This is a genomic window from Pseudomonas fluorescens (assembly GCF_040448305.1).
Lineage (GTDB): Bacteria > Pseudomonadota > Gammaproteobacteria > Pseudomonadales > Pseudomonadaceae > Aquipseudomonas > Aquipseudomonas fluorescens_BH.
Genome location: NZ_CP148752.1, coordinates 4,581,786 through 4,600,921, shown reverse-complemented (window position 1 = coordinate 4,600,921; position 19,136 = coordinate 4,581,786). Strand labels below are relative to the sequence as shown.

Sequence of the window (19,136 nt, the reverse complement as noted above, 5' to 3'; positions counted from 1 at the left end):
CATGTCAGGCTCTATCACGCTCTCAAGCTCGTGATAGCATCCGCGCCTATGAAGTTTCCAGGAAGAATTACCAGCGGTGTGCTGATGCTGATGACCAGCTGCGCAGCGCTGGCACAAAGTGAATTGGATGTACGGATCAAGCCGTCCAATGATGAGCTGAAAGCCAATATCGAAGGCTATATCGGCAGCCTCGGCGATCGCGATGAAGAAGCGTTGCTGCGCTTCAGCCGTGGCGCCGAAGAACAGGCGCGCAAGGCCTCCCAGGCCCTGGGTTATTACCAGCCGCACATCGACAGTGAAGTGAAGGGCGGCGAAAAGCCGCGCCTGGTGCTTACGGTCGACCCCGGCGAGCCGGTGCACCTGCGCAACGTCACGGTGCGTGTCGACGGTCCGGCAGCCTCCCTCAAGTCCTTTCGAATCCCCAAGAACGACGCGCTCAAGCCCGGCGCCGTGCTCAATCATGGGCATTACGAGGACGCCAAGCGGCTGATCCAGAATCAGGCTTCGCGTTATGGCTTTTTCAGCGGCCGGTTCACCCGTTCAAAACTGTCGGTCGACCCGCGTGCCGGCGTCGCCGATATCGAACTGATCTATGAAAGCGGTCCGCGTTATACCTTGGGCAAGGTTAGTTTCGAGGGCGATACGCCGTTCGATGACGAGCTGCTGCAACGCATGGTGCCGTTCAAGGCCGGTACGCCGTATGACTCGGAACTGATCGCCGAGCTCAATCAGAACCTGCAATCGAGCGGCTACTTCGAAGGCGTGCGCGTGGACGCGGCGCCCGCGGCGTCCAAGGACGATGCGATCCCGGTGGACGTCAAGCTCGAAACCCGCAAGCCCCGGACCATGAGCCTGGGCCTTGGCTTTTCCACCGACGTCGGTCCACGGGCCAAGGCCAACTGGACCCGGCACTGGGTCAACGCGCAAGGGCACAGTTATGGCTGGGAAACCGAAGTCTCGGCACCTCGGCAAAACGTCGGGCTATTCTACGACATTCCGCTGGACCCGCCACTGACCGACAAACTGCGTTTTGCCGGTGGTTACCAGAATGAAGAAATCGCCGATAAGGACAGCCGCAGCAAGCTGCTGACCCTGGGCCCCGAGTGGCACAGCAAATTGCCCAGTGGCTGGCAACGGGTAGTGTCGCTGAAGTGGCAGCGCGAGGACTACCAACTGGGCGACGACTCGGGACTGAGTACCTTGCTGATGCCAGGTGTGAGCTATTCGTACCTCAAAAGCGACAACCGCATCGACCCGCATAACGGCTATCGCCTGCAATTCGAATCCAAAGTGGCCAAGGAAGGCCTGGGTTCCGACAGCAACCTGCTCTACGGCACGGCATTGGTCAAGGGCCTGACCACGGTGTTTGACAACCATCGTTTCCTCGGGCGGGTGCAGGTCGGCGGCAGTGCCACCAACGGCTTCAAATCAGTACCGCCATCGCTGCGCTTCTTCGCCGGTGGCGATCAGAGCGTGCGCGGTTACGACTATCAGAGCCTGTCCCCGGAAAACTCCGACGGTGAGCGCATCGGTGGCCGCTACATGGTGGCCGCCAGCGCGGAGTATCAGTATTCCATCGCCGAAAAATGGCGGATCGCAACCTTTGTCGATCAGGGCAACTCCTTCAACACTCTCGAACTGCCGAACCTCAAGACCGGGGTCGGTATCGGCGTGCGCTGGGTCTCGCCGGTGGGGCCGATCCGCCTCGACCTGGCCCATGCGCTGGACGACGATGGCGGCATTCGACTGCACTTTTCCATGGGGCCTGAGCTGTGAAGCGTGGTTTGAAAGTAACGCTGCTGACGATGGCGGCACTGTTGATGCTGGTTGTCCTGACGCTGGCCACGGTGCTAGGCACGGCGACGGGCAGCCGCTGGGCGTTGGGCTTCGTTCCGGGGTTGACCCTGGAAAACTTCCAGGGCCGGTTGGGCGGGCAGTGGAGTGTCGACCGGGTGCTGTGGCAACGGGCCGACAACCGGGTTGAGCTGAGCAAGGTGATTTTTGCCTGGTCGCCGTTGTGCCTGACGCGCATGACTTTGTGCATCGAGCAATTGCAGGCCGATCAGGTCAGCCTGACGTTCCCGCCGGGTGCCGAAGAGCCAGACAGCGGCCCGATCACGCTCCCGGAGCTCAAGTTGCCGTTGGCCATCGAACTGGGGGAGATCAAGGTCGGCAGCCTGTTGTTCAACGGCAGCGAAGAACTCAAGGGTTTGCAACTGGCGGCGCACTGGACGACGGCCGGTTTGAAGATCGACGCGGTGTCGATACAGCACGATGACCTGAATCTGAACCTGTCCGGTCTGCTGCAACCCTCCGGCGACTGGCCCCTTAGCGCCGAAGGCAAGCTGACCCTGTTGTCGACGCCTGAACCCCTGGCGCTGGCATTGAAGATCGACGGCGACCTGCTGAAGACCCTGAGCCTGAAAGCCGACAGCAGCGGTTACCTCAACGGGCAACTGAGCGGCGAACTGCAACCGCTGGTGGAAAACCTGCCGGCCAAGGTGCGGATCACCGCCGACGGCTTCAAGCCCGGTGCCGATCTGCCGGACACCCTGCAACTCAATCAGCTTGAACTCACGGGTGCTGGCGACTTGAAGAACGGCTACGCGCTGCTCGGCAAAGCCACGTTGCCCGCCGAGCAAGGGCCAGTCGCCCTGGCGCTGCAAGGCAAGGTCGACGCCAATGGCGCACAGATCGCTGTGCTGGACCTGATCGCCAACGACAAGCAAAGCCTCAAGCTCACAGGGCTTGTGGATTGGAGCAAGGGCCTGAGCGCCGAGGCGAAGATCGACTGGCTGGACTTCCCGTGGCACAGGCTCTATCCGCTCATCGACGAACCGCAAGTAGCGCTTCGCACGTTCACCGGCGAAGTTTCTTACACCGACGGCAAGTACCTCGGTCATTTTGACGCGGCGGCGGATGGCCCAGCCGGCGCTTTCACCCTGGCCAGTCCGTTCGCGGGCGACCTGACGAAAATCTACCTGCAACAGATTCAACTCCAGGCCGGGCAGGGCAAGGCCGAAGGGCACCTGAACCTGCAATTCGCCGATGGCATTGCCTGGGACACCGCGCTGGACTTGTCGGCGATCAACCCGGCGTACTGGGTCGCGGAGCTGCCGGGCACACTGGCCGGGCCGTTACGCAGCACCGGCGAAATGAAGAATGACACGCTCAGCCTCAATGCCGACCTGGACCTCAAGGGCAAACTGCGCGGGCAACCGGCGGTGATCCAGGCCAAGGCCGATGGCCGTGGTGAGCAATGGAACTTCAACGCCCTGCAAGTTCGCCTCGGCGATAACAGCATCACTGGCAAGGGCAGTCTGCAACAGAAACTCGCCGGCCAGATCGATCTCAAGCTGCCGCGCCTGGCCCAGCTCTGGCCGCAGCTGCGCGGCCAGCTCAATGGCCGCGTGGATGTCGCCGGCACGCTCAAGGCGCCCCAAGGCAAGTTTGACCTGCAAGGCTCGCAACTGGCTTTCCAGGACCATCGCCTGCAAAGCCTGAACCTGGACGCCACGCTGGACAGTGCGCAACGGGCGAAAATCGGCCTCAAGGGCAGCGGCATCCGGGCGGGCGACACTTCACTGGGAACCCTGACCGCCAGCGGCCAGGGCGACATCAAGAACCAGAAGTTGAGCCTCGATCTGCAAGGGCCAAAGCTGAAACTGGCGCTGGGGCTGGACGGTGCGCTGGACAAAGGCAATTGGCGCGGACGCCTGGCCAGCGGTGATATCCAGGCCGGTGGCCAGGACTGGAAGCTGCAAGGGCCGGCGAAACTCGAACGCCTGGCGGACGGCAAAATCAACTTTGGCGCCCACTGCTGGGCATCCGGCCAGGCCAGCCTGTGCGGTGAGGACTCGCGCCTGATGCCCGAGCCGAAGCTGCGTTATCACCTCAAGCAATTCCCGATCGACAGCCTCGCGCAGTGGTTGCCGAAGGATTTCGCCTGGCAGGGCCGACTCAACGCCGACCTGCAACTGGACCTGCCGGCCAGTGGCCCGAATGGCCAGGTCAGCGTCGATGCCGGCGGCGGCACGTTGCGCATCAAGGACAAGGACCAGTGGCTGGACTTCCCGTACCAGACCCTGAAACTCACCAGCAAACTCACGCCCAAGCGCATCGACACCGAGCTCAATTTTGTCGGCGGCAAACTCGGCGAGCTGATGGTGCAGGCGCAGCTCAATCCATTGCCGCAAAACAAACCGTTGAGCGGCTCGTTCCGCTTGAGCGGGCTGGACCTGTCGGTGGCGCGACCGTTTGTGCCCATGGTTGAAAAGCTGGCCGGGCGCCTGAATGGCAGTGGCACGATTTCCGGTGGGCTGTTGGCGCCACAGGTCAATGGCAGCCTGCAACTCAGCGACGGCGTAGTTGCCGGGCCTGAATTGCCGATGGAACTGCAAAACCTGCACGTTCAAGCGCTCATCGCCGGTGAAAGCGTGCAACTGAACGGCGGCTGGAACAGCGGCAAGGCCGGACAGGGCAGCCTGAACGGCAACATCGCCTGGGGCAAGGTGCTGGCGGTGGATCTGGCGCTCAAGGGTTCGCAGTTGCCGGTCACCGTCGAGCCTTACGCCAAGCTTGAGGTCGCACCGGACCTGAAAATATCGATGAAGGATGGCGAGTTGGCCATCGCCGGCAAAGTGCTGGTGCCCAAGGGCGAAATCACCATTCGCGAATTGCCGCCATCGACGGTCAAGGTCTCCGATGACACGGTGATCATTGGTCAGCAAACCGAGGAGGGTAAACCGCCGCTGGCGATGAAGATGGACATCGAAGTGCTGGTCGGCGAGGACAAGCTGAGCTTTGCAGGATTTGGCCTGACGGCGAATGTGCAGGGGCATGTGCACATCGGCGACAATATGGACACCCGTGGCGAGCTGTGGCTCAACGACGGGCGTTATCGCGCCTACGGCCAACGGCTTTCGGTGCGCCGGGCACGCTTGCTGTTTGCCGGACCCATCGATCAGCCGTACCTGGACATCGAGGCCATTCGCAAGACCGGCGACATCATCGCCGGCATTCGCCTCAGTGGCAGCGCTGAGCAGCCGACCACACAGATCTTTTCCGAACCGGCCATGAGCCAGGAGGAGGCCCTGTCCTATCTGGTGCTCGGGCGTCCGCTGAGCAGCAATGGCGAGGACAACAACATGCTCGCCCAGGCGGCCCTCGGTCTGGGCTTGATGGGCAGTTCCGGGGTGACCAGCGGCATCGCCAAGAACCTGGGCATCCAGGACTTCCAGCTCGACACCCAGGGTAGCGGTACTGCCACCAGTGTGGTGGCCAGCGGCAATATTTCCGAGAAGCTCAGCCTGCGCTATGGCGTCGGCGTGTTCGAACCGGCCAACACCATTGCCTTGCGCTACAAGCTGAGCAAAAAGGTCTACCTCGAAGCCGCCGGCGGCGTGGCCAGTTCGCTGGACATCTTCTACAAGCGGGATTTCTAATTCTCAATCAAGCGGCGGTTCGGCAATCCGGTTTGCCTGCTCAGGCGGCCTGATAGCCGGCGTTTGCTTTGTTGACTGAGTACATATCCGTTTCTTCGGTAACGGCGGCTTATGGTTTCGCCCTGACGGCGACTCACTTTTTTTACAAACGCCTAAAAAAAGTAAGCAAAAAAACGCTCGCCCCGAACGTACGGCCCCTCGCTAAGGCTCGGGGTTCCTTCGCTCCGGCATTCATCCGGGGGGGGCGGGTGGATCAAGATCAAGAGCTGCAGGCGAGCTAACGCTCGGCCTGTTGAGTGGTGAAAAGTGTGGGGGGGGACGCCGAACCGCTTTTGCTCTTCTGTAGGAGCGAGCTTGCTCGCGATGGCGGTGGATCAGTCAACAAAGATGTTGAATGTTAATCCGCTATCGCGAGCAAGCTCGCTCCCACAGGGATCTCCTACAGCCTTCAGTTCGCGGGGGCTGCCAGTTGGGGGGGCGGAGTGAAATCAAACGGCGCCAGCGCAAACCCTTGCTCATCCACCTGCAACGCCCACCCCTGGCGATCCCAATCCCCCAGCACAATGCGCCTGGCCGCTTGCTCGCCAAGCTGCAACTTGTGAATCGCCGGACGGTGGGTGTGGCCATGGATCAAGGTCTTCACGCCGTATTCCTGCATGATCCGCGGGATCTCTTCAGGCGTGACATCGACGATGTCGTTGGCCTTCATCCGCGTTTGCGCGCGGCTTTCACTGCGCAGCTTGCGCGCCAGCTTGTGCCGGGTGCGCAGCGGCAGATGCCGCAGAATGAACAGGGTGATCGGGTTGCGCAGGTAGCGACGCAGCTTCATATAGGCTTCGTCGCGGGTGCAGAGGCTGTCGCCGTGCATCAGCAGCACCGGCTCGCCGTTGAACTGCACGACACTCGGATCCTTCAACAAGGTGCAGCCGGCTGCTTTGCAGAAGGCCTTGCCGAGCAGGAAGTCGCGATTGCCGTGCATCAGGAAAATGACCGTGCCGCTGTCGCTGAGGTCGCGCAGGGCCTGGCAGATGGAACGCTGGAAGGGTGTCATGGCGTCGTCGCCAATCCACACTTCGAAAAAATCGCCCAGGATGTACAACGCACTCGCCGAGCGGGCGCGTCCGGCGAGCAAATCCAGAAACGCCCGGGTAATGTCCGGGCGCTCCTCTTCCAGATGTAAATCTGAAATAAGCAGTATCACTCAATGATCTCGGCTTTCTCGATGATCACGTCGTCTGCTGGTACGTCCTGGTGGCCGGACTTGGAAGTGGTGGCCACGCCTTTGATCTTGTCGACAACGTCGGTGCCAGCGGTCACTTTACCGAATACCGCGTAGCCCCAGCCCTGAACGTTCTTGCCGCTGTGGTTCAGGAAGCTGTTGTCCGCCACGTTGATGAAGAACTGTGCGGAAGCCGAATGCGGCTCCATGGTGCGGGCCATGGCGACGGTGTACTTGTCGTTGGAAAGACCGTTGTCAGCTTCGTTCTGGATGCTTGGGCGCTTGTCTTTTTTTTCTTTCATGCCTGGCTCGAAACCGCCGCCCTGGATCATGAAGTTACCGATGACACGGTGGAAAACGGTGTTTTCGTAGTGACCGGCTTTAACGTACTCAACGAAGTTGGCCACGGTGATCGGGGCTTTGTCGGCGTTCAGTTCGAGGACGATGTCGCCATGGTTGGTAGTCAGTTTGACTTGGGTCATGATCGGTACTCTTTTGAGATGAAGCATATCTAAGGAATTCGTGGTGTTGGAACATCACGTCCCGCCACCGGTTCAGCCTTTTTGGCCAAGGTGCGCAGTTTAGCGTGCCAGACGCGAAATTCGAGGCTGTTTTTTCATTTGCGGCCTATTAAATGCGACGGTTTACAGAGTGCGCTCTGTCAGGTACTTGACGGCATCGGCTATGATAGCGGCTTTGTTTTGTCCGGCCTTCATTACGGCCACGCACTTGTACGTTCAAGGATCCTATGAGCAAGCCCACTGTCGACCCTACCTCGAATGCCAAGACCGGCCCTGCCGTGCCGGTCAACTTCCTGCGGCCGATCATCCAGGCAGACCTGGACTCGGGCAAGCACACGCAGATCGTCACCCGTTTCCCGCCTGAACCCAACGGCTACCTGCACATCGGCCACGCCAAGTCGATCTGCGTGAACTTCGGCCTGGCCCAGGAGTTCGGTGGCGTCACGCACCTGCGTTTCGACGACACCAACCCGGCCAAGGAAGACCAGGAATACATCGACGCGATCGAAAGCGACGTCAAATGGCTGGGCTTCGAATGGTCCGGCGAAGTGCGCTACGCCTCGCAGTATTTCGACCAGTTGCATGACTGGGCGGTGGAGTTGATCAAATCCGGCAATGCCTACGTCGACGACCTGACCCCTGAGCAAGCCAAGGAATACCGTGGCAGCCTGACCGAGCCGGGCAAGAACAGCCCGTTCCGCGACCGCAGCGTCGAAGAGAACCTGGACCTGTTCGCCCGCATGAAAGCCGGCGAGTTCAAGGACGGTGCACGGGTGCTGCGGGCCAAGATCGACATGGCCTCGCCGAACATGAACCTGCGTGACCCGATCATGTATCGCATCCGTCACGCTCACCACCACCAGACCGGCGACAAGTGGTGCATCTATCCGAACTACGACTTCACCCACGGACAGTCGGACGCCATCGAAGGCATCACCCATTCGATCTGCACCCTGGAGTTCGAAAGCCACCGTCCGCTGTACGACTGGTTCCTCGACAACCTGCCAGTGCCGGCGCACCCGCGCCAGTACGAGTTCAGCCGCCTGAACCTGAACTACACCATCACCAGCAAGCGCAAGCTCAAGCAGCTGGTCGATGAAAAGCACGTCAACGGCTGGGACGACCCGCGCATGTCCACGCTGTCGGGTTTCCGCCGCCGTGGCTACACGCCGAAATCGATCCGCAACTTCTGCGAAATGATCGGCACCAACCGTTCCGACGGCGTGGTCGACTTCGGCATGCTCGAATTCAGCATCCGTGACGACCTCGACCACAGCGCCCCGCGCGCCATGTGCGTACTGCGTCCGCTGAAAGTCGTGATCACCAACTACCCGGAAGGCCAGGTCGAGAACCTCGAACTGCCGTGCCACCCGAAAGAAGACATGGGCGTGCGCGCACTGCCGTTCGCCCGTGAAATCTACATCGACCGTGAAGACTTCATGGAAGAGCCGCCGAAGGGCTACAAGCGCCTGGAACCGGCCGGTGAAGTGCGTCTGCGTGGCAGCTACGTGATCCGCGCCGACGAAGCGATCAAGGACGCCGATGGCAACATCGTCGAACTGCGCTGCTCGTACGATCCGGACACCCTGGGCAAGAACCCTGAAGGCCGCAAGGTCAAAGGCGTGGTCCACTGGGTACCGGCTGCGGCCAGCGTCGAGTGCGAAGTGCGTCTGTACGATCGTCTGTTCCGTTCGGCCAACCCCGAGAAGGCCGAAGACAGCGCCAGTTTCCTGGACAACATCAACCCTGATTCGCTGCAGGTACTCACCGGTTGTCGTGCCGAGCCTTCGCTGGGCAACGCACAGCCGGAAGACCGTTTCCAGTTCGAGCGCGAAGGTTACTTCGTTGCTGATTTGAAGGACTCGAAACCAGGTCAGCCGGTATTCAACCGTACCGTGACCCTGCGTGATTCGTGGGGCCAGTGATTCAAGGACTTAACGTGCTAACGATCTACAACACGCTCACCAAGAGCAAAGAAGTCTTCAAGCCGCTCGATGGCAACAAGGTGCGCATGTACGTGTGCGGCATGACCGTGTACGACTACTGCCACCTGGGCCACGGCCGCAGCATGGTCGCGTTCGACCTGGTGACGCGCTGGTTGCGCTTCAGCGGTTACGACCTGACCTACGTGCGTAACATCACCGACATCGACGACAAGATCATCAACCGGGCCTTTGAGAACGGTGAGTCGTTCGAAGCGTTGACCGAGCGCATGATCGCGGCGATGCACGAAGATGAAGCGCGCCTGAACATCAAGAAGCCGGACATGGAGCCGCGTGCCACCGATCACATCCCGGGCATGCACGCGATGATCCAGACCCTGATCGACAAGGGTTACGCCTACGCCCCGGGCAATGGCGACGTGTACTACCGCGTCGGCAAGTTCATGGGCTACGGCAAGCTGTCGCGCAAGAAGATCGAAGACCTGCGCATCGGTGCCCGCATCGAAGTCGACGAGTCCAAGCAGGACCCGCTGGACTTCGTGCTGTGGAAAGCTGCCAAGCCGGGCGAGCCAAGCTGGGAATCGCCTTGGGGCGCCGGGCGTCCGGGCTGGCACATCGAATGCTCGGTGATGTCCACCTGCTGCCTGGGTGAAACCTTCGACATTCATGGCGGCGGCAGCGACCTCGAGTTCCCGCACCATGAAAACGAAATCGCCCAGAGCGAAGCGGCCACCGGCAAGACCTACGCCAACGCGTGGATGCATTGCGGCATGATCCGTATCAATGGCGAGAAGATGTCCAAGTCCTTGAACAACTTCTTCACCATTCGCGACGTGCTCGACAAGTACCACCCGGAAGTCGTGCGTTACCTGCTGGTGTCGAGCCACTACCGCAGCGCGATCAACTACTCGGAAGACAACCTCAAGGACGCCAAGGGTGCCCTGGAGCGTTTCTACCATGCGTTGAAAGGCCTGCCGAACGTTGCACCTGCTGGCGGCGAAGCTTTCGTCGAGCGTTTCACCCAGGTGATGAACGACGACTTCGGCACGCCGGAAGCCTGCGCGGTGCTGTTCGAGATGGTCCGCGAGATCAACCGCCTGCGCGAGAGCGATCTGAACGCAGCGGCCGGTCTGGCAGCCCGTTTGAAAGAACTGGCCAGCGTGCTGGGTGTGTTGCAGCTTGAGGCTGATGATTTCCTGCAAGCCGGTGCCGAAGGGCGCGTGGATGCAGCCGAAGTCGAGGCGTTGATCGCAGCGCGCCTGGCGGCACGTGCCGGCAAGGACTGGGCCGAATCCGACCGCATCCGCGACCAGCTCACCGCCATGGGCGTTGTGCTGGAAGACGGCAAGGGCGGCACGACCTGGCGTCTGGCTGACTGATTGCTTGATCCGCTGTAAAACAAAACCCGCCTTGTGCGGGTTTTTGTTTTTTGGGGGGGCTGCTGTTTTTGAGGTGCCTGAGCTGACGTAATCGCGAGCAGGCTCGCTCCCACATTGGATTTTCGCCAGGTTTGAGTTCTGTGGACGACACAGATCCCCTGTGGGAGCGAGCCTGCTCGCGATGGACTCAAGCCAAGTACCGCCAGTGCGGCTCACCTGTCATTCAGCCTGCCGCAACCGCTTGTAAAGGGTATTGCGGCTGACCCCTAGGCGCCTTGCCAGATACGAAATATTCCCCCCCGCCGCCTGCAACTGCCGGTTCAAATCCTCGGCATCATTCAGATCCACGGCCAACGGTTCCGGCGTATCGACCGGCTCCATTTCCAGGTCGACAAAAAAATCATCCGGCAAATGCTCCGGCTTTATCGGTTGTTCCTCCGCCATCGCCAGCGCTACCTGCATCACACTGCTGACCTGGCGCAAATTCCCCGGCCACGGGTGACGGTCGAACAGCTCCAATACCTCGCGGCTCAGTCCAGCCCATTGGCTGGGTTCGCGATGCTGTTCCCAGAGACGTTTAAACAGCGCCTCTTTATCGCTGCGCTCTCTTAACGGTGGCAGTTCCAGGGTCAGGCCGCCGATGCGGTAATACAGGTCTTCACGAAACCGCCCCAGTTGTACCTGTTCGCGCAACGAGCGATTGGTCGCGGAAATGATACGCAAGTCCACCGGGAACAACTCGCTGCTGCCCACTGGCTGCACGCAACGCTCCTGCAACACCCGCAACAGTCGTGCCTGGGTCGGCAGCGGCATGTCGCCGATTTCGTCGAGGAACAGCGTGCCTTTGTCAGCCTTGCGGATCAGCCCGATGCTGCCTTTCTGATTGGCACCGGTGAACGCGCCTTTCTCATATCCGAACAACTCGGACTCCACCAGTTCGGCGGGAATCGCTGCACAGTTGACGGCGATGAACGCTTGTTTGCTGCGCGAGCTGGCCTGATGCAGGGCTTTGACGAACACTTCCTTGCCGACCCCGGTTTCACCGTGGATCAGCAACGGAATGTCTTTTTCCAGCAAGCGCTCGGCCTGACGCACGGCTTTTTCCACGCGACTGTCGCCGAAATGCAGGGAGTTGAGGCTGATGGCCGCGAGTGCAGTTACAACCGGCTCGGTGAATACTCGTGGTTGAATTGATGCCTGTTTCGGCCGCTTCAACAGGCACTGAAAGCGGTTGCGCCCCGAGGTTTGCAGGGCGAAGGGCAGGCCTTCTGGCTGGTTGAGCAACTCCAGCAGCGAGACCTTGAACAGGCTTTCGACACTGACCCGCGACAGGCTGATGCCCAGCAGATTGTCGGCCCGGCGATTGGCCGACAGCACCTGGCCGGTCTCATCGAAGATCAGTAACCCGGCCCATTGGCTGTCGAGGTTGTTCAGCCCGGTGTTGAACGTCAGCTGGAAATGCTGGCCATGGAACAGGTTGAGGATCAGCCGGTTTTCCACGGTCTGGCTCATCATCTTGACCATGCCCAGGGTGTGGGAGGGCGGCAGGTAGCTGTCGCTGGAAACGTCCAGCACCGCGATCACCTTGCGCTCGGCATCGAAAATCGGCGCGGCGGAACCGGTCATGAAGCGGTTGGCCTTGAGGAAATGTTCATCGTGCTCGATGTGTACCGCTTGTTCGCAGGCCAGGGCGGTGCCTATGGCGTTGGTGCCGGTGCAACGTTCCATCCAGCTGGCGCCGGCGCTGAAACCCCGGGCCAGTTTGGGTTCGATAAAGCGCTGGGTGCCCCAGGACGTGAGCACCTGGCCCTGATGGTCGGCGAGCATGATCAGGCAATTGGAGTTGCTCAGGATGTTCTCGTAGTAGGGCAGCACTTCCTGATGGGTGGTTTGCACCAGTGAATGCTGGCTCTCCAGCAGTTGCGCGATGCCCGCGGCCGGCAATTGGTCGAATGCCGGCGCGCTCTGATGACTGAGGCCGAACGCGCGGCAACGGGACCAGGAGTCCTGGATGATGGCGTCGTGGGACAACGGCGATGCGGGTGCGGCCATGGCAGTCGATCTCTGGGCAAGCTTTTATTGTTGTTATGGGTAGTACTGCAGCATAAATCTATGAAGGCGGTGAGTTCCATGTGGGAGCGAGCTTGCTCGCGATGAGGCCGTGCCAGACAACATTAATGTCGTCTGACCCACCGCTATCGCGAGCAAGCTCGCTCCCACAAGTACTGCCAAGCCAGTCCAAAGTATCCGTAGAGTGTTGTTCACTATTGTTCACTGTCAATGGGTGAACTGTTCAATTGTTCATTTCAGATTGTTCATTTGTGTTCAGCAACGAACGTGTTTTTGCCGTCTTCTTCTGGAATTTCAAGCTGAATCAACAGCTTGAGTTTTTTGGCACGGATGTCGCTTTAGAGCTCCGGTCGCTTGACTCCAATAATAAAAAGGCCGAGCCATGTCACTCACCCTGGAGCACGTCAGCCGCACCGTCGAGGGCCAGACCTGGATCGACGATGCCAACCTGAGTTTTGAACCCGGTTCCTTCAACGTTTTGCTGGGGCGCACCTTGTCCGGCAAGACCAGCCTGATGCGCCTGATGGCCGGTCTGGACAAGCCCGACAGCGGCCGCATCCTGATGAACGGCGTCGACGTCACCCAACGCCCCGTGCGCCTGCGCAATGTGTCGATGGTCTATCAGCAGTTCATCAACTACCCGACCATGACGGTGTTCGACAACATCGCCTCGCCGCTGCGTCAGGCCGGTGTATCCAGCGAAGTGATCCAGAACAAGGTGCTGGAAACCGCGAAGATGCTGCGCATCGAGAAGTTTCTCAAGCGCTATCCGCTGGAGCTTTCCGGCGGTCAGCAACAACGCACGGCCATGGCCCGGGCGCTGGTCAAGGATGCCGAGCTGATCCTGTTCGACGAGCCGCTGGTCAACCTAGACTACAAGTTGCGCGAAGAACTGCGCCAGGAAATGCGCGAGCTGTTCAAGGCGCGCCACACCATTGCGATCTACGCCACCACCGAGCCCAACGAAGCCCTGGCCCTGGGTGGCACCACCACCATTCTTCACGAAGGCCGGGTGATCCAGAGCGGCCAGTCCGCCTCGGTCTATCACCAGCCGCAAACGGTGCTGGCGGCGGAGCTGTTCTCCGAGCCGCCGATCAACCTGATGCCGGGACGCATTGCCGGCAACGAAGTGAGTTTCGCCAACTTCGTGCATTTCCCGCTGAACGTCGATCTGCGCCCGGTGGGCGAGGGCGAGTTCCGTTTCGGCGTGCGGCCCAGCCATATCTCGCTGGTGCCGAGCAACGACGATGACCTCGAATTGGCGGTGACCGTCGAAGTCGCGGAAATCAGCGGCTCGGAAACCTTCCTGCACGTGCGCAACGAGCACTTCCTGCTGGTGCTGCACTTGCCGGGTGTCCACGAATACGACGTCGATGCGCCGATCCGCATCTACATCCCCACCCATAAACTGTTTGTGTTCGATACGCAGGGGCGGCTGGTCCAGGCGCCGGGCCGGCGTGTCACGAGGGTTGCCTGATGGCCGAAATCCGTTTGCAGAACCTCGCCCACAGCTACACCAAGACCCCGGCGGGACCGGAGGACTATGCGATCCGCGAGATGGACCACATCTGGGAACAGGGCGGCGCCTACGCGTTGCTCGGTCCATCGGGCTGCGGCAAATCGACCTTGCTCAACATCATTTCCGGTCTGCTCAGCCCGTCCCAGGGCCATGTGCTGTTCGACGGCAAAGCGGTCAACAACCTGACCCCGGAAAAGCGCAACATCGCCCAGGTTTTCCAGTTCCCGGTGGTCTACGACACCATGACGGTGTTCGACAACCTGGCCTTCCCGCTGCGCAATCAGGGCATGGCCGAGGCCAGGGTGCATAGCAAGGTGCAGGAAATCGCCGAAGTCCTCGACCTGCAGAACCTGCTGAGCAAAAAGGCGCGCAACCTCACCGCCGACGAAAAACAGAAAGTTTCCATGGGCCGCGGGCTGGTGCGCGACGACGTGTCGGCGATCCTCTTCGACGAGCCGCTGACGGTGATCGACCCGCACCTGAAGTGGAAACTGCGGCGCAAGCTCAAGCAGATCCACGAGCAGTTCAACATCACCATGGTCTACGTCACCCACGATCAGCTGGAGGCCTCGACCTTCGCCGACAAGATTGCGGTGATGTACGGCGGGCAGATCGTGCAGTTCGGCACGCCAAGGGAATTGTTCGAGCGCCCGAGTCACACCTTTGTCGGCTACTTCATTGGCAGCCCCGGGATGAACCTGATCGAGGTGCAGCCACAACCGGGCGGTGTCGGTTTCGCCTCGACGCACCTGCCGCTGTCCGAGGCCATGCAGCAGCGTATTGCTGAATCGGAGTGGAAAACCCTGAAGGTCGGCATTCGTCCGGAGTTCGTCCATGTGTGGGACGAAGCCTTTGATGACGCGCTGCGGGCACAGGTCGTACACGTCGAAGACCTGGGCACCTACAAGATCATGAGCCTCGACCTCGATGGTGCGCCCCTGAAGGTGCGCCTGGCCGAAGACAAACCGGTGCCGCAAGGCACGGCGTACATCAGTTTTCCGGCGCAGTGGTTGATGGTCTACGCCGATGAATTCCTGCTCGAAGCCAATGCCAACCAAGAGGCGCAGCCATGAACAAGGTGCAGAACAACAAGGCCTGGTGGCTGGTGCTGCCGGTGTTCCTGCTGGTGGCGTTCAGTGCGGTGATCCCGATGATGACCGTGGTCAACTATTCGGTGCAGGACATCTTCGACCAGTCCAGCCGCTACTTCGTCGGCGCCGACTGGTACAGGCAGGTGCTGCTCGATCCACGCCTGCACGACTCGTTGCTGCGCCAGTTCATCTACTCGGCCTGCGTGCTGCTGATCGAAATCCCCTTGGGCATCGCCATCGCCCTGACCATGCCGACCAAGGGCCGCTGGTCGTCGGTGGTGCTGATCATCCTGGCGATTCCGTTGCTGATCCCGTGGAACGTGGTCGGCACCATCTGGCAGATCTTCGGTCGGGCCGACATCGGTCTGCTGGGGGCGAGCCTCAAGGCCATGGGCATCAGCTACAACTATGCGGCGAACACCATGGACGCCTGGGTCACCGTGCTGGTGATGGACGTCTGGCACTGGACGTCGCTGGTGGCGCTGTTGTGCTTCTCCGGCCTGCGGGCGATTCCGGATGTGTATTACCAGGCGGCGCGGATCGACCGGGCTTCGGCCTGGGCGGTATTCCGGCACATTCAGTTGCCCAAGCTCAAGAGTGTGCTGCTGATCGCCGTGATGCTGCGCTTCATGGACAGTTTCATGATCTACACCGAGCCGTTCGTGCTCACGGGCGGCGGTCCGGGCAATTCCACGACCTTCTTGAGCCAGACCCTGACGCAAATGGCGATCGGGCAGTTCGACCTGGGGCCGGCAGCGGCATTCTCGCTGGTGTACTTCCTGATCATCCTGTTGGTGTCCTGGCTGTTCTACACCGCCATGACTCACTCCGACGCCAACCGCTGAGGCCCGCCATGAGCAAGAGAAAGCTTGTTCCACTGCTGCTCTACATCCTGTTCCTGCTGGTGCCGATCTACTGGCTGCTGAACATGTCCTTCAAGAGCAACAGCGAAATCCTCGGCGGTCTGACGTTGTTCCCCCAGGATTTCACCTTCCACAACTACAAGGTGATCTTCACCGACCCGAGCTGGTACACCGGTTACCTCAACTCGTTGTACTACGTGAGCCTGAACACGATCATTTCCCTGACCGTGGCCTTGCCAGCGGCCTATGCGTTCTCGCGCTACCGCTTCCTCGGTGACAAGCACCTGTTCTTCTGGCTGCTGACCAACCGCATGGCGCCACCGGCGGTGTTCCTGCTGCCGTTCTTCCAGCTGTATTCCTCGATCGGCTTGTTCGATACCCACATCGCCGTGGCCCTGGCCCACTGCCTGTTCAACGTGCCGCTGGCGGTGTGGATTCTCGAAGGCTTCATGTCCGGCGTGCCCAAGGAAATCGACGAAACCGCCTACATCGATGGCTACAGCTTTCCCAAGTTCTTCGTGAAGATTTTCATCCCGCTGATCGGCTCCGGCATCGGCGTCACGGCGTTCTTCTGCTTCATGTTTTCCTGGGTCGAACTGCTGCTGGCGCGAACCCTCACCTCGGTGAACGCCAAGCCCATCGCGGCGGTGATGACCCGCACCGTCTCGGCGTCGGGCATCGACTGGGGTGTGTTGGCGGCGGCGGGGGTGTTGACCATCCTGCCGGGCATGCTGGTGATCTGGTTTGTTCGCAACCACGTGGCCAAGGGCTTTGCCCTGGGCCGGGTATGAGGAACTGATGATGGAATGGATGAGTTGGACCGTCCCGACGGCTGCATTCTTCAGCGTGATTGCCCTGATCCTGGTGGTCATGACCACTTGGGAGTTGCGTTCGCCGAGCATCCTTCGGCGTGGTTTTCTGCCGATTGCCACCACCCGTGGTGATCGCTTGTTCATCGGTCTTCTCGGCAGCGCCTACCTGCACTTGCTGGTAATCGGCGTCACCGACTGGAGCATCTGGGTCGCCTTCGCGATGTCCCTGGTGTGGCTGTTGGCTGTGATGCGTTGGGGCTAGTCGAATCGCTCGGCAATGTTGCTCCGAAACTCAATAAGGAGGTCTCTATGTTCGACAAAAACAATAAGCTGCGACATAGCATTTCATTGGCAGCCATGCTGGCACTCAGCGGTTTGAGCGCGTCTGCCTGGGCCGATGCCTATGAAGACGCCGCGAAGAAATGGATCGGCAGTGAATTCAAGCCATCCACCCTGACGGCCGATCAACAACTCGAAGAGCTGAAGTGGTTCATCAAGGCGGCCGAGCCGTTTCGCGGGATGAGCATCAAAGTGGTCTCGGAAACCATTGCCACCCACGAGTACGAATCCAAGGTGCTGGCCAAGGCCTTCACCGAGATCACCGGGATCAAGCTGACCCACGACCTGCTGCAGGAAGGCGACGTGGTGGAAAAGCTGCAGACCCAGATGCAATCGGACAAAAACATCTATGACGGCTGGGTCAACGACTCGGACCTGATCGGTACGCACTTCCGCTACGGCAAGACCGAATCGATCACCGACCTGATGGCCAACGAGGGCAAGAACTTCACTTCGCCAACCCTCGACATCAAGGACTTCATCGGCATCTCCTTCACCACCGCGCCGGACGGCAAGATCTATCAGTTGCCCGACCAGCAGTTCGCCAACCTGTACTGGTTCCGCGCCGACTGGTTCGAACGCGCGGACCTCAAAGCCAAGTTCAAGGAAAAGTACGGCTACGAGCTCGGCGTACCGGTGAACTGGTCGGCCTATGAAGACATCGCCAAGTTCTTCAGCGAAGACGTCAAGGAGATCGATGGCAAGCGCGTCTACGGGCACATGGACTACGGCAAGAAAGACCCGTCGCTGGGTTGGCGTTTCACCGACGCCTGGTTCTCCATGGCCGGCGCTGGCGATAAAGGCATACCCAACGGCTTGCCGGTGGACGAGTGGGGTATCCGCGTCGAGGATTGTCATCCGGTCGGCTCCAGCGTGACCCGCGGAGGCGACACCAACGGCCCGGCAGCCGTGTATGCGACCACCAAGTACGTGGACTGGATGAAAAAATACGCGCCACCGGAAGCGGCGGGAATGACTTTCTCCGAATCAGGTCCCGTGCCATCCCAGGGCAACATCGCCCAGCAGATCTTCTGGTACACCGCGTTCACCGCCGACATGACCAAACCGGGCCTGCCGGTGATGAATGCCGACGGCACGCCGAAATGGCGCATGGCGCCTTCGCCGAAAGGTCCGTATTGGGAGGAGGGCATGAAACTCGGTTATCAGGACGCCGGTTCCTGGACGTTCATGAAGTCCACGCCTGAGAAACAGAAACTCGCGGCCTGGCTCTACGCGCAGTTCGTGACCTCGAAAACCGTGTCGCTGAAGAAAACCATCGTCGGCCTGACGCCGATCCGCGAATCGGACATCAACTCGCAAGCCATGACCGACCTGGCGCCGAAACTCGGTGGCCTGGTGGAGTTCTACCGTAGCCCGGCCCGCGTGCAATGGACCCCGACCGGGACCAACGTGCCTGATTATCCTCGCCTGGCACAACTGTGGTGGAGCCACATCGCCGAAGCCGCCAGCGGCGAGAAAACCCCGCAACAGGCACTCGACGGCCTGGCCAAGGATCAGGACGCAATCATGACCCGTCTGGAACGCTCGAAGGCACAAGCCACCTGCGCCCCGAAAATGAACCCCGAGCGTGACGCGCAATACTGGTTCGACCAGCCGGGCGCACCGAAGCCGAAACTGGCGAACGAGAAGCCTAAGGGCGAGACCGTGAGCTACAGCGAACTGCTGAAATCGTGGGAGGCGGCGCGTAAGTAAGTTGGTTGTATTGTGAAAGGCGAACGGCACCGGAAGGTGCCGTTTTTGTTGGTGTCTGTTACACCGTCATCGCGAGCAAGCTCGCTCCCACAGTGTCCGAGGGTGACCGCAGATTTTGTGTACGACACAAAACCTGTGGGAGCGAGCTTGCTCGCGATGAGGGCATTGAGGGCAGTAGGGCTCTCTGAGCAGCATTACTTCTCAAAAACAATGACCCGTGGCG

13 protein-coding genes are annotated in these 19,136 nt (G+C 60.4%); 10 read left to right on the top strand and 3 right to left on the bottom strand.

Annotation, left to right across the window (positions count from 1 at the left end):
- Positions 1-48: 48 nt before the first annotated feature.
- Both WHX55_RS20895 and WHX55_RS20890 read left to right on the top strand, forming a co-directional pair.
- Positions 49-1,776 (top strand): autotransporter assembly complex family protein, encoded by a 1,728-nt coding sequence (locus WHX55_RS20895; protein WP_353741209.1) that lies wholly within the window; start codon positions 49-51, stop codon positions 1,774-1,776.
- Positions 1,773-5,444 (top strand): translocation/assembly module TamB domain-containing protein, encoded by a 3,672-nt coding sequence (locus WHX55_RS20890; RefSeq protein WP_353741208.1) that lies wholly within the window; start codon positions 1,773-1,775, stop codon positions 5,442-5,444. Before WHX55_RS20895 ends, WHX55_RS20890 begins: the two co-directional genes overlap by 4 nt.
- 448 nt (positions 5,445-5,892) lie before the next feature.
- Here WHX55_RS20890 and lpxH read toward each other — a convergent pair whose 3' ends face one another.
- Together lpxH and WHX55_RS20880 are read right to left on the bottom strand one after the other, a co-directional pair.
- Positions 5,893-6,645, bottom strand: a complete 753-nt coding sequence (gene lpxH / locus WHX55_RS20885) for a UDP-2,3-diacylglucosamine diphosphatase (protein WP_150753693.1) — start codon at positions 6,643-6,645, stop codon at positions 5,893-5,895.
- Positions 6,642-7,145 (bottom strand): peptidylprolyl isomerase, encoded by a 504-nt coding sequence (locus WHX55_RS20880; protein ID WP_046037821.1) that lies wholly within the window; start codon positions 7,143-7,145, stop codon positions 6,642-6,644. Before WHX55_RS20880 ends, lpxH begins: the two co-directional genes overlap by 4 nt.
- Positions 7,146-7,411: 266 nt before the next feature.
- On the opposite strand from WHX55_RS20880, the gene WHX55_RS20875 reads away from it, so the two are divergent.
- Together WHX55_RS20875 and cysS are read left to right on the top strand one after the other, a co-directional pair.
- Complete coding sequence (locus tag WHX55_RS20875) at positions 7,412-9,109, top strand: glutamine--tRNA ligase/YqeY domain fusion protein (protein WP_150725919.1); 1,698 nt, start codon at positions 7,412-7,414, stop codon at positions 9,107-9,109.
- 14 nt (positions 9,110-9,123) lie between these two features.
- On the top strand, positions 9,124-10,506 hold the full coding sequence (gene cysS, locus WHX55_RS20870) for a cysteine--tRNA ligase (protein ID WP_150753692.1): 1,383 nt from the start codon (positions 9,124-9,126) through the stop codon (positions 10,504-10,506).
- A 219-nt stretch (positions 10,507-10,725) separates the two neighbouring features.
- Here the strand turns inward: cysS and WHX55_RS20865 are convergent, their stop codons facing one another.
- The gene (locus tag WHX55_RS20865; protein WP_353741207.1) at positions 10,726-12,558 is read right to left on the bottom strand and encodes a sigma-54-dependent Fis family transcriptional regulator; all 1,833 of its coding nucleotides are present in this window, start codon (positions 12,556-12,558) and stop codon (positions 10,726-10,728) included.
- Positions 12,559-12,958: 400 nt separating this feature from the next.
- Between WHX55_RS20865 and WHX55_RS20860 the strand changes: the two genes are divergently transcribed.
- The 6 genes from WHX55_RS20860 to WHX55_RS20835 are packed head-to-tail and all read left to right on the top strand — an operon-like array spanning position 12,959 to position 18,913.
- Positions 12,959-14,053: an ABC transporter ATP-binding protein gene (locus WHX55_RS20860; RefSeq protein WP_150725922.1), complete on the top strand. Its 1,095-nt coding sequence runs from the start codon at positions 12,959-12,961 to the stop codon at positions 14,051-14,053.
- On the top strand, positions 14,053-15,168 hold the full coding sequence (locus tag WHX55_RS20855; protein WP_353741206.1) for an ABC transporter ATP-binding protein: 1,116 nt from the start codon (positions 14,053-14,055) through the stop codon (positions 15,166-15,168). The genes WHX55_RS20860 and WHX55_RS20855 overlap by 1 nt, the downstream gene beginning before the upstream one ends.
- Complete coding sequence (locus WHX55_RS20850; RefSeq protein ID WP_150725924.1) at positions 15,165-16,031, top strand: sugar ABC transporter permease; 867 nt, start codon at positions 15,165-15,167, stop codon at positions 16,029-16,031. The genes WHX55_RS20855 and WHX55_RS20850 overlap by 4 nt, the downstream gene beginning before the upstream one ends.
- An 8-nt stretch (positions 16,032-16,039) precedes the next feature.
- On the top strand, positions 16,040-16,840 hold the full coding sequence (locus tag WHX55_RS20845; protein WP_150758931.1) for a carbohydrate ABC transporter permease: 801 nt from the start codon (positions 16,040-16,042) through the stop codon (positions 16,838-16,840).
- A gap of 10 nt (positions 16,841-16,850) precedes the next feature.
- Positions 16,851-17,123 (top strand): DUF2160 domain-containing protein, encoded by a 273-nt coding sequence (locus tag WHX55_RS20840; RefSeq protein ID WP_095943787.1) that lies wholly within the window; start codon positions 16,851-16,853, stop codon positions 17,121-17,123.
- Positions 17,124-17,170: 47 nt separating this feature from the next.
- Positions 17,171-18,913: an ABC transporter substrate-binding protein gene (locus WHX55_RS20835; protein ID WP_151214444.1), complete on the top strand. Its 1,743-nt coding sequence runs from the start codon at positions 17,171-17,173 to the stop codon at positions 18,911-18,913.
- The last annotated feature ends 223 nt before the right edge of the window (positions 18,914-19,136 follow it).

Coding starts and splice junctions, on each gene's coding strand:
- WHX55_RS20895 (WP_353741209.1), top strand. CDS start 49: ATGAAGTTTCCAGGAAGAATTACCAGCGGTGTGCTGATGCTGATGACC.
- WHX55_RS20880 (WP_046037821.1), bottom strand. CDS start 7,145: ATGACCCAAGTCAAACTGACTACCAACCATGGCGACATCGTCCTCGAA.
- WHX55_RS20875 (WP_150725919.1), top strand. CDS start 7,412: ATGAGCAAGCCCACTGTCGACCCTACCTCGAATGCCAAGACCGGCCCT.
- WHX55_RS20865 (WP_353741207.1), bottom strand. CDS start 12,558: ATGGCCGCACCCGCATCGCCGTTGTCCCACGACGCCATCATCCAGGAC.
- WHX55_RS20860 (WP_150725922.1), top strand. CDS start 12,959: ATGTCACTCACCCTGGAGCACGTCAGCCGCACCGTCGAGGGCCAGACC.
- WHX55_RS20855 (WP_353741206.1), top strand. CDS start 14,053: ATGGCCGAAATCCGTTTGCAGAACCTCGCCCACAGCTACACCAAGACC.
- WHX55_RS20850 (WP_150725924.1), top strand. CDS start 15,165: ATGAACAAGGTGCAGAACAACAAGGCCTGGTGGCTGGTGCTGCCGGTG.
- WHX55_RS20845 (WP_150758931.1), top strand. CDS start 16,040: ATGAGCAAGAGAAAGCTTGTTCCACTGCTGCTCTACATCCTGTTCCTG.
- WHX55_RS20840 (WP_095943787.1), top strand. CDS start 16,851: ATGGAATGGATGAGTTGGACCGTCCCGACGGCTGCATTCTTCAGCGTG.
- WHX55_RS20835 (WP_151214444.1), top strand. CDS start 17,171: ATGTTCGACAAAAACAATAAGCTGCGACATAGCATTTCATTGGCAGCC.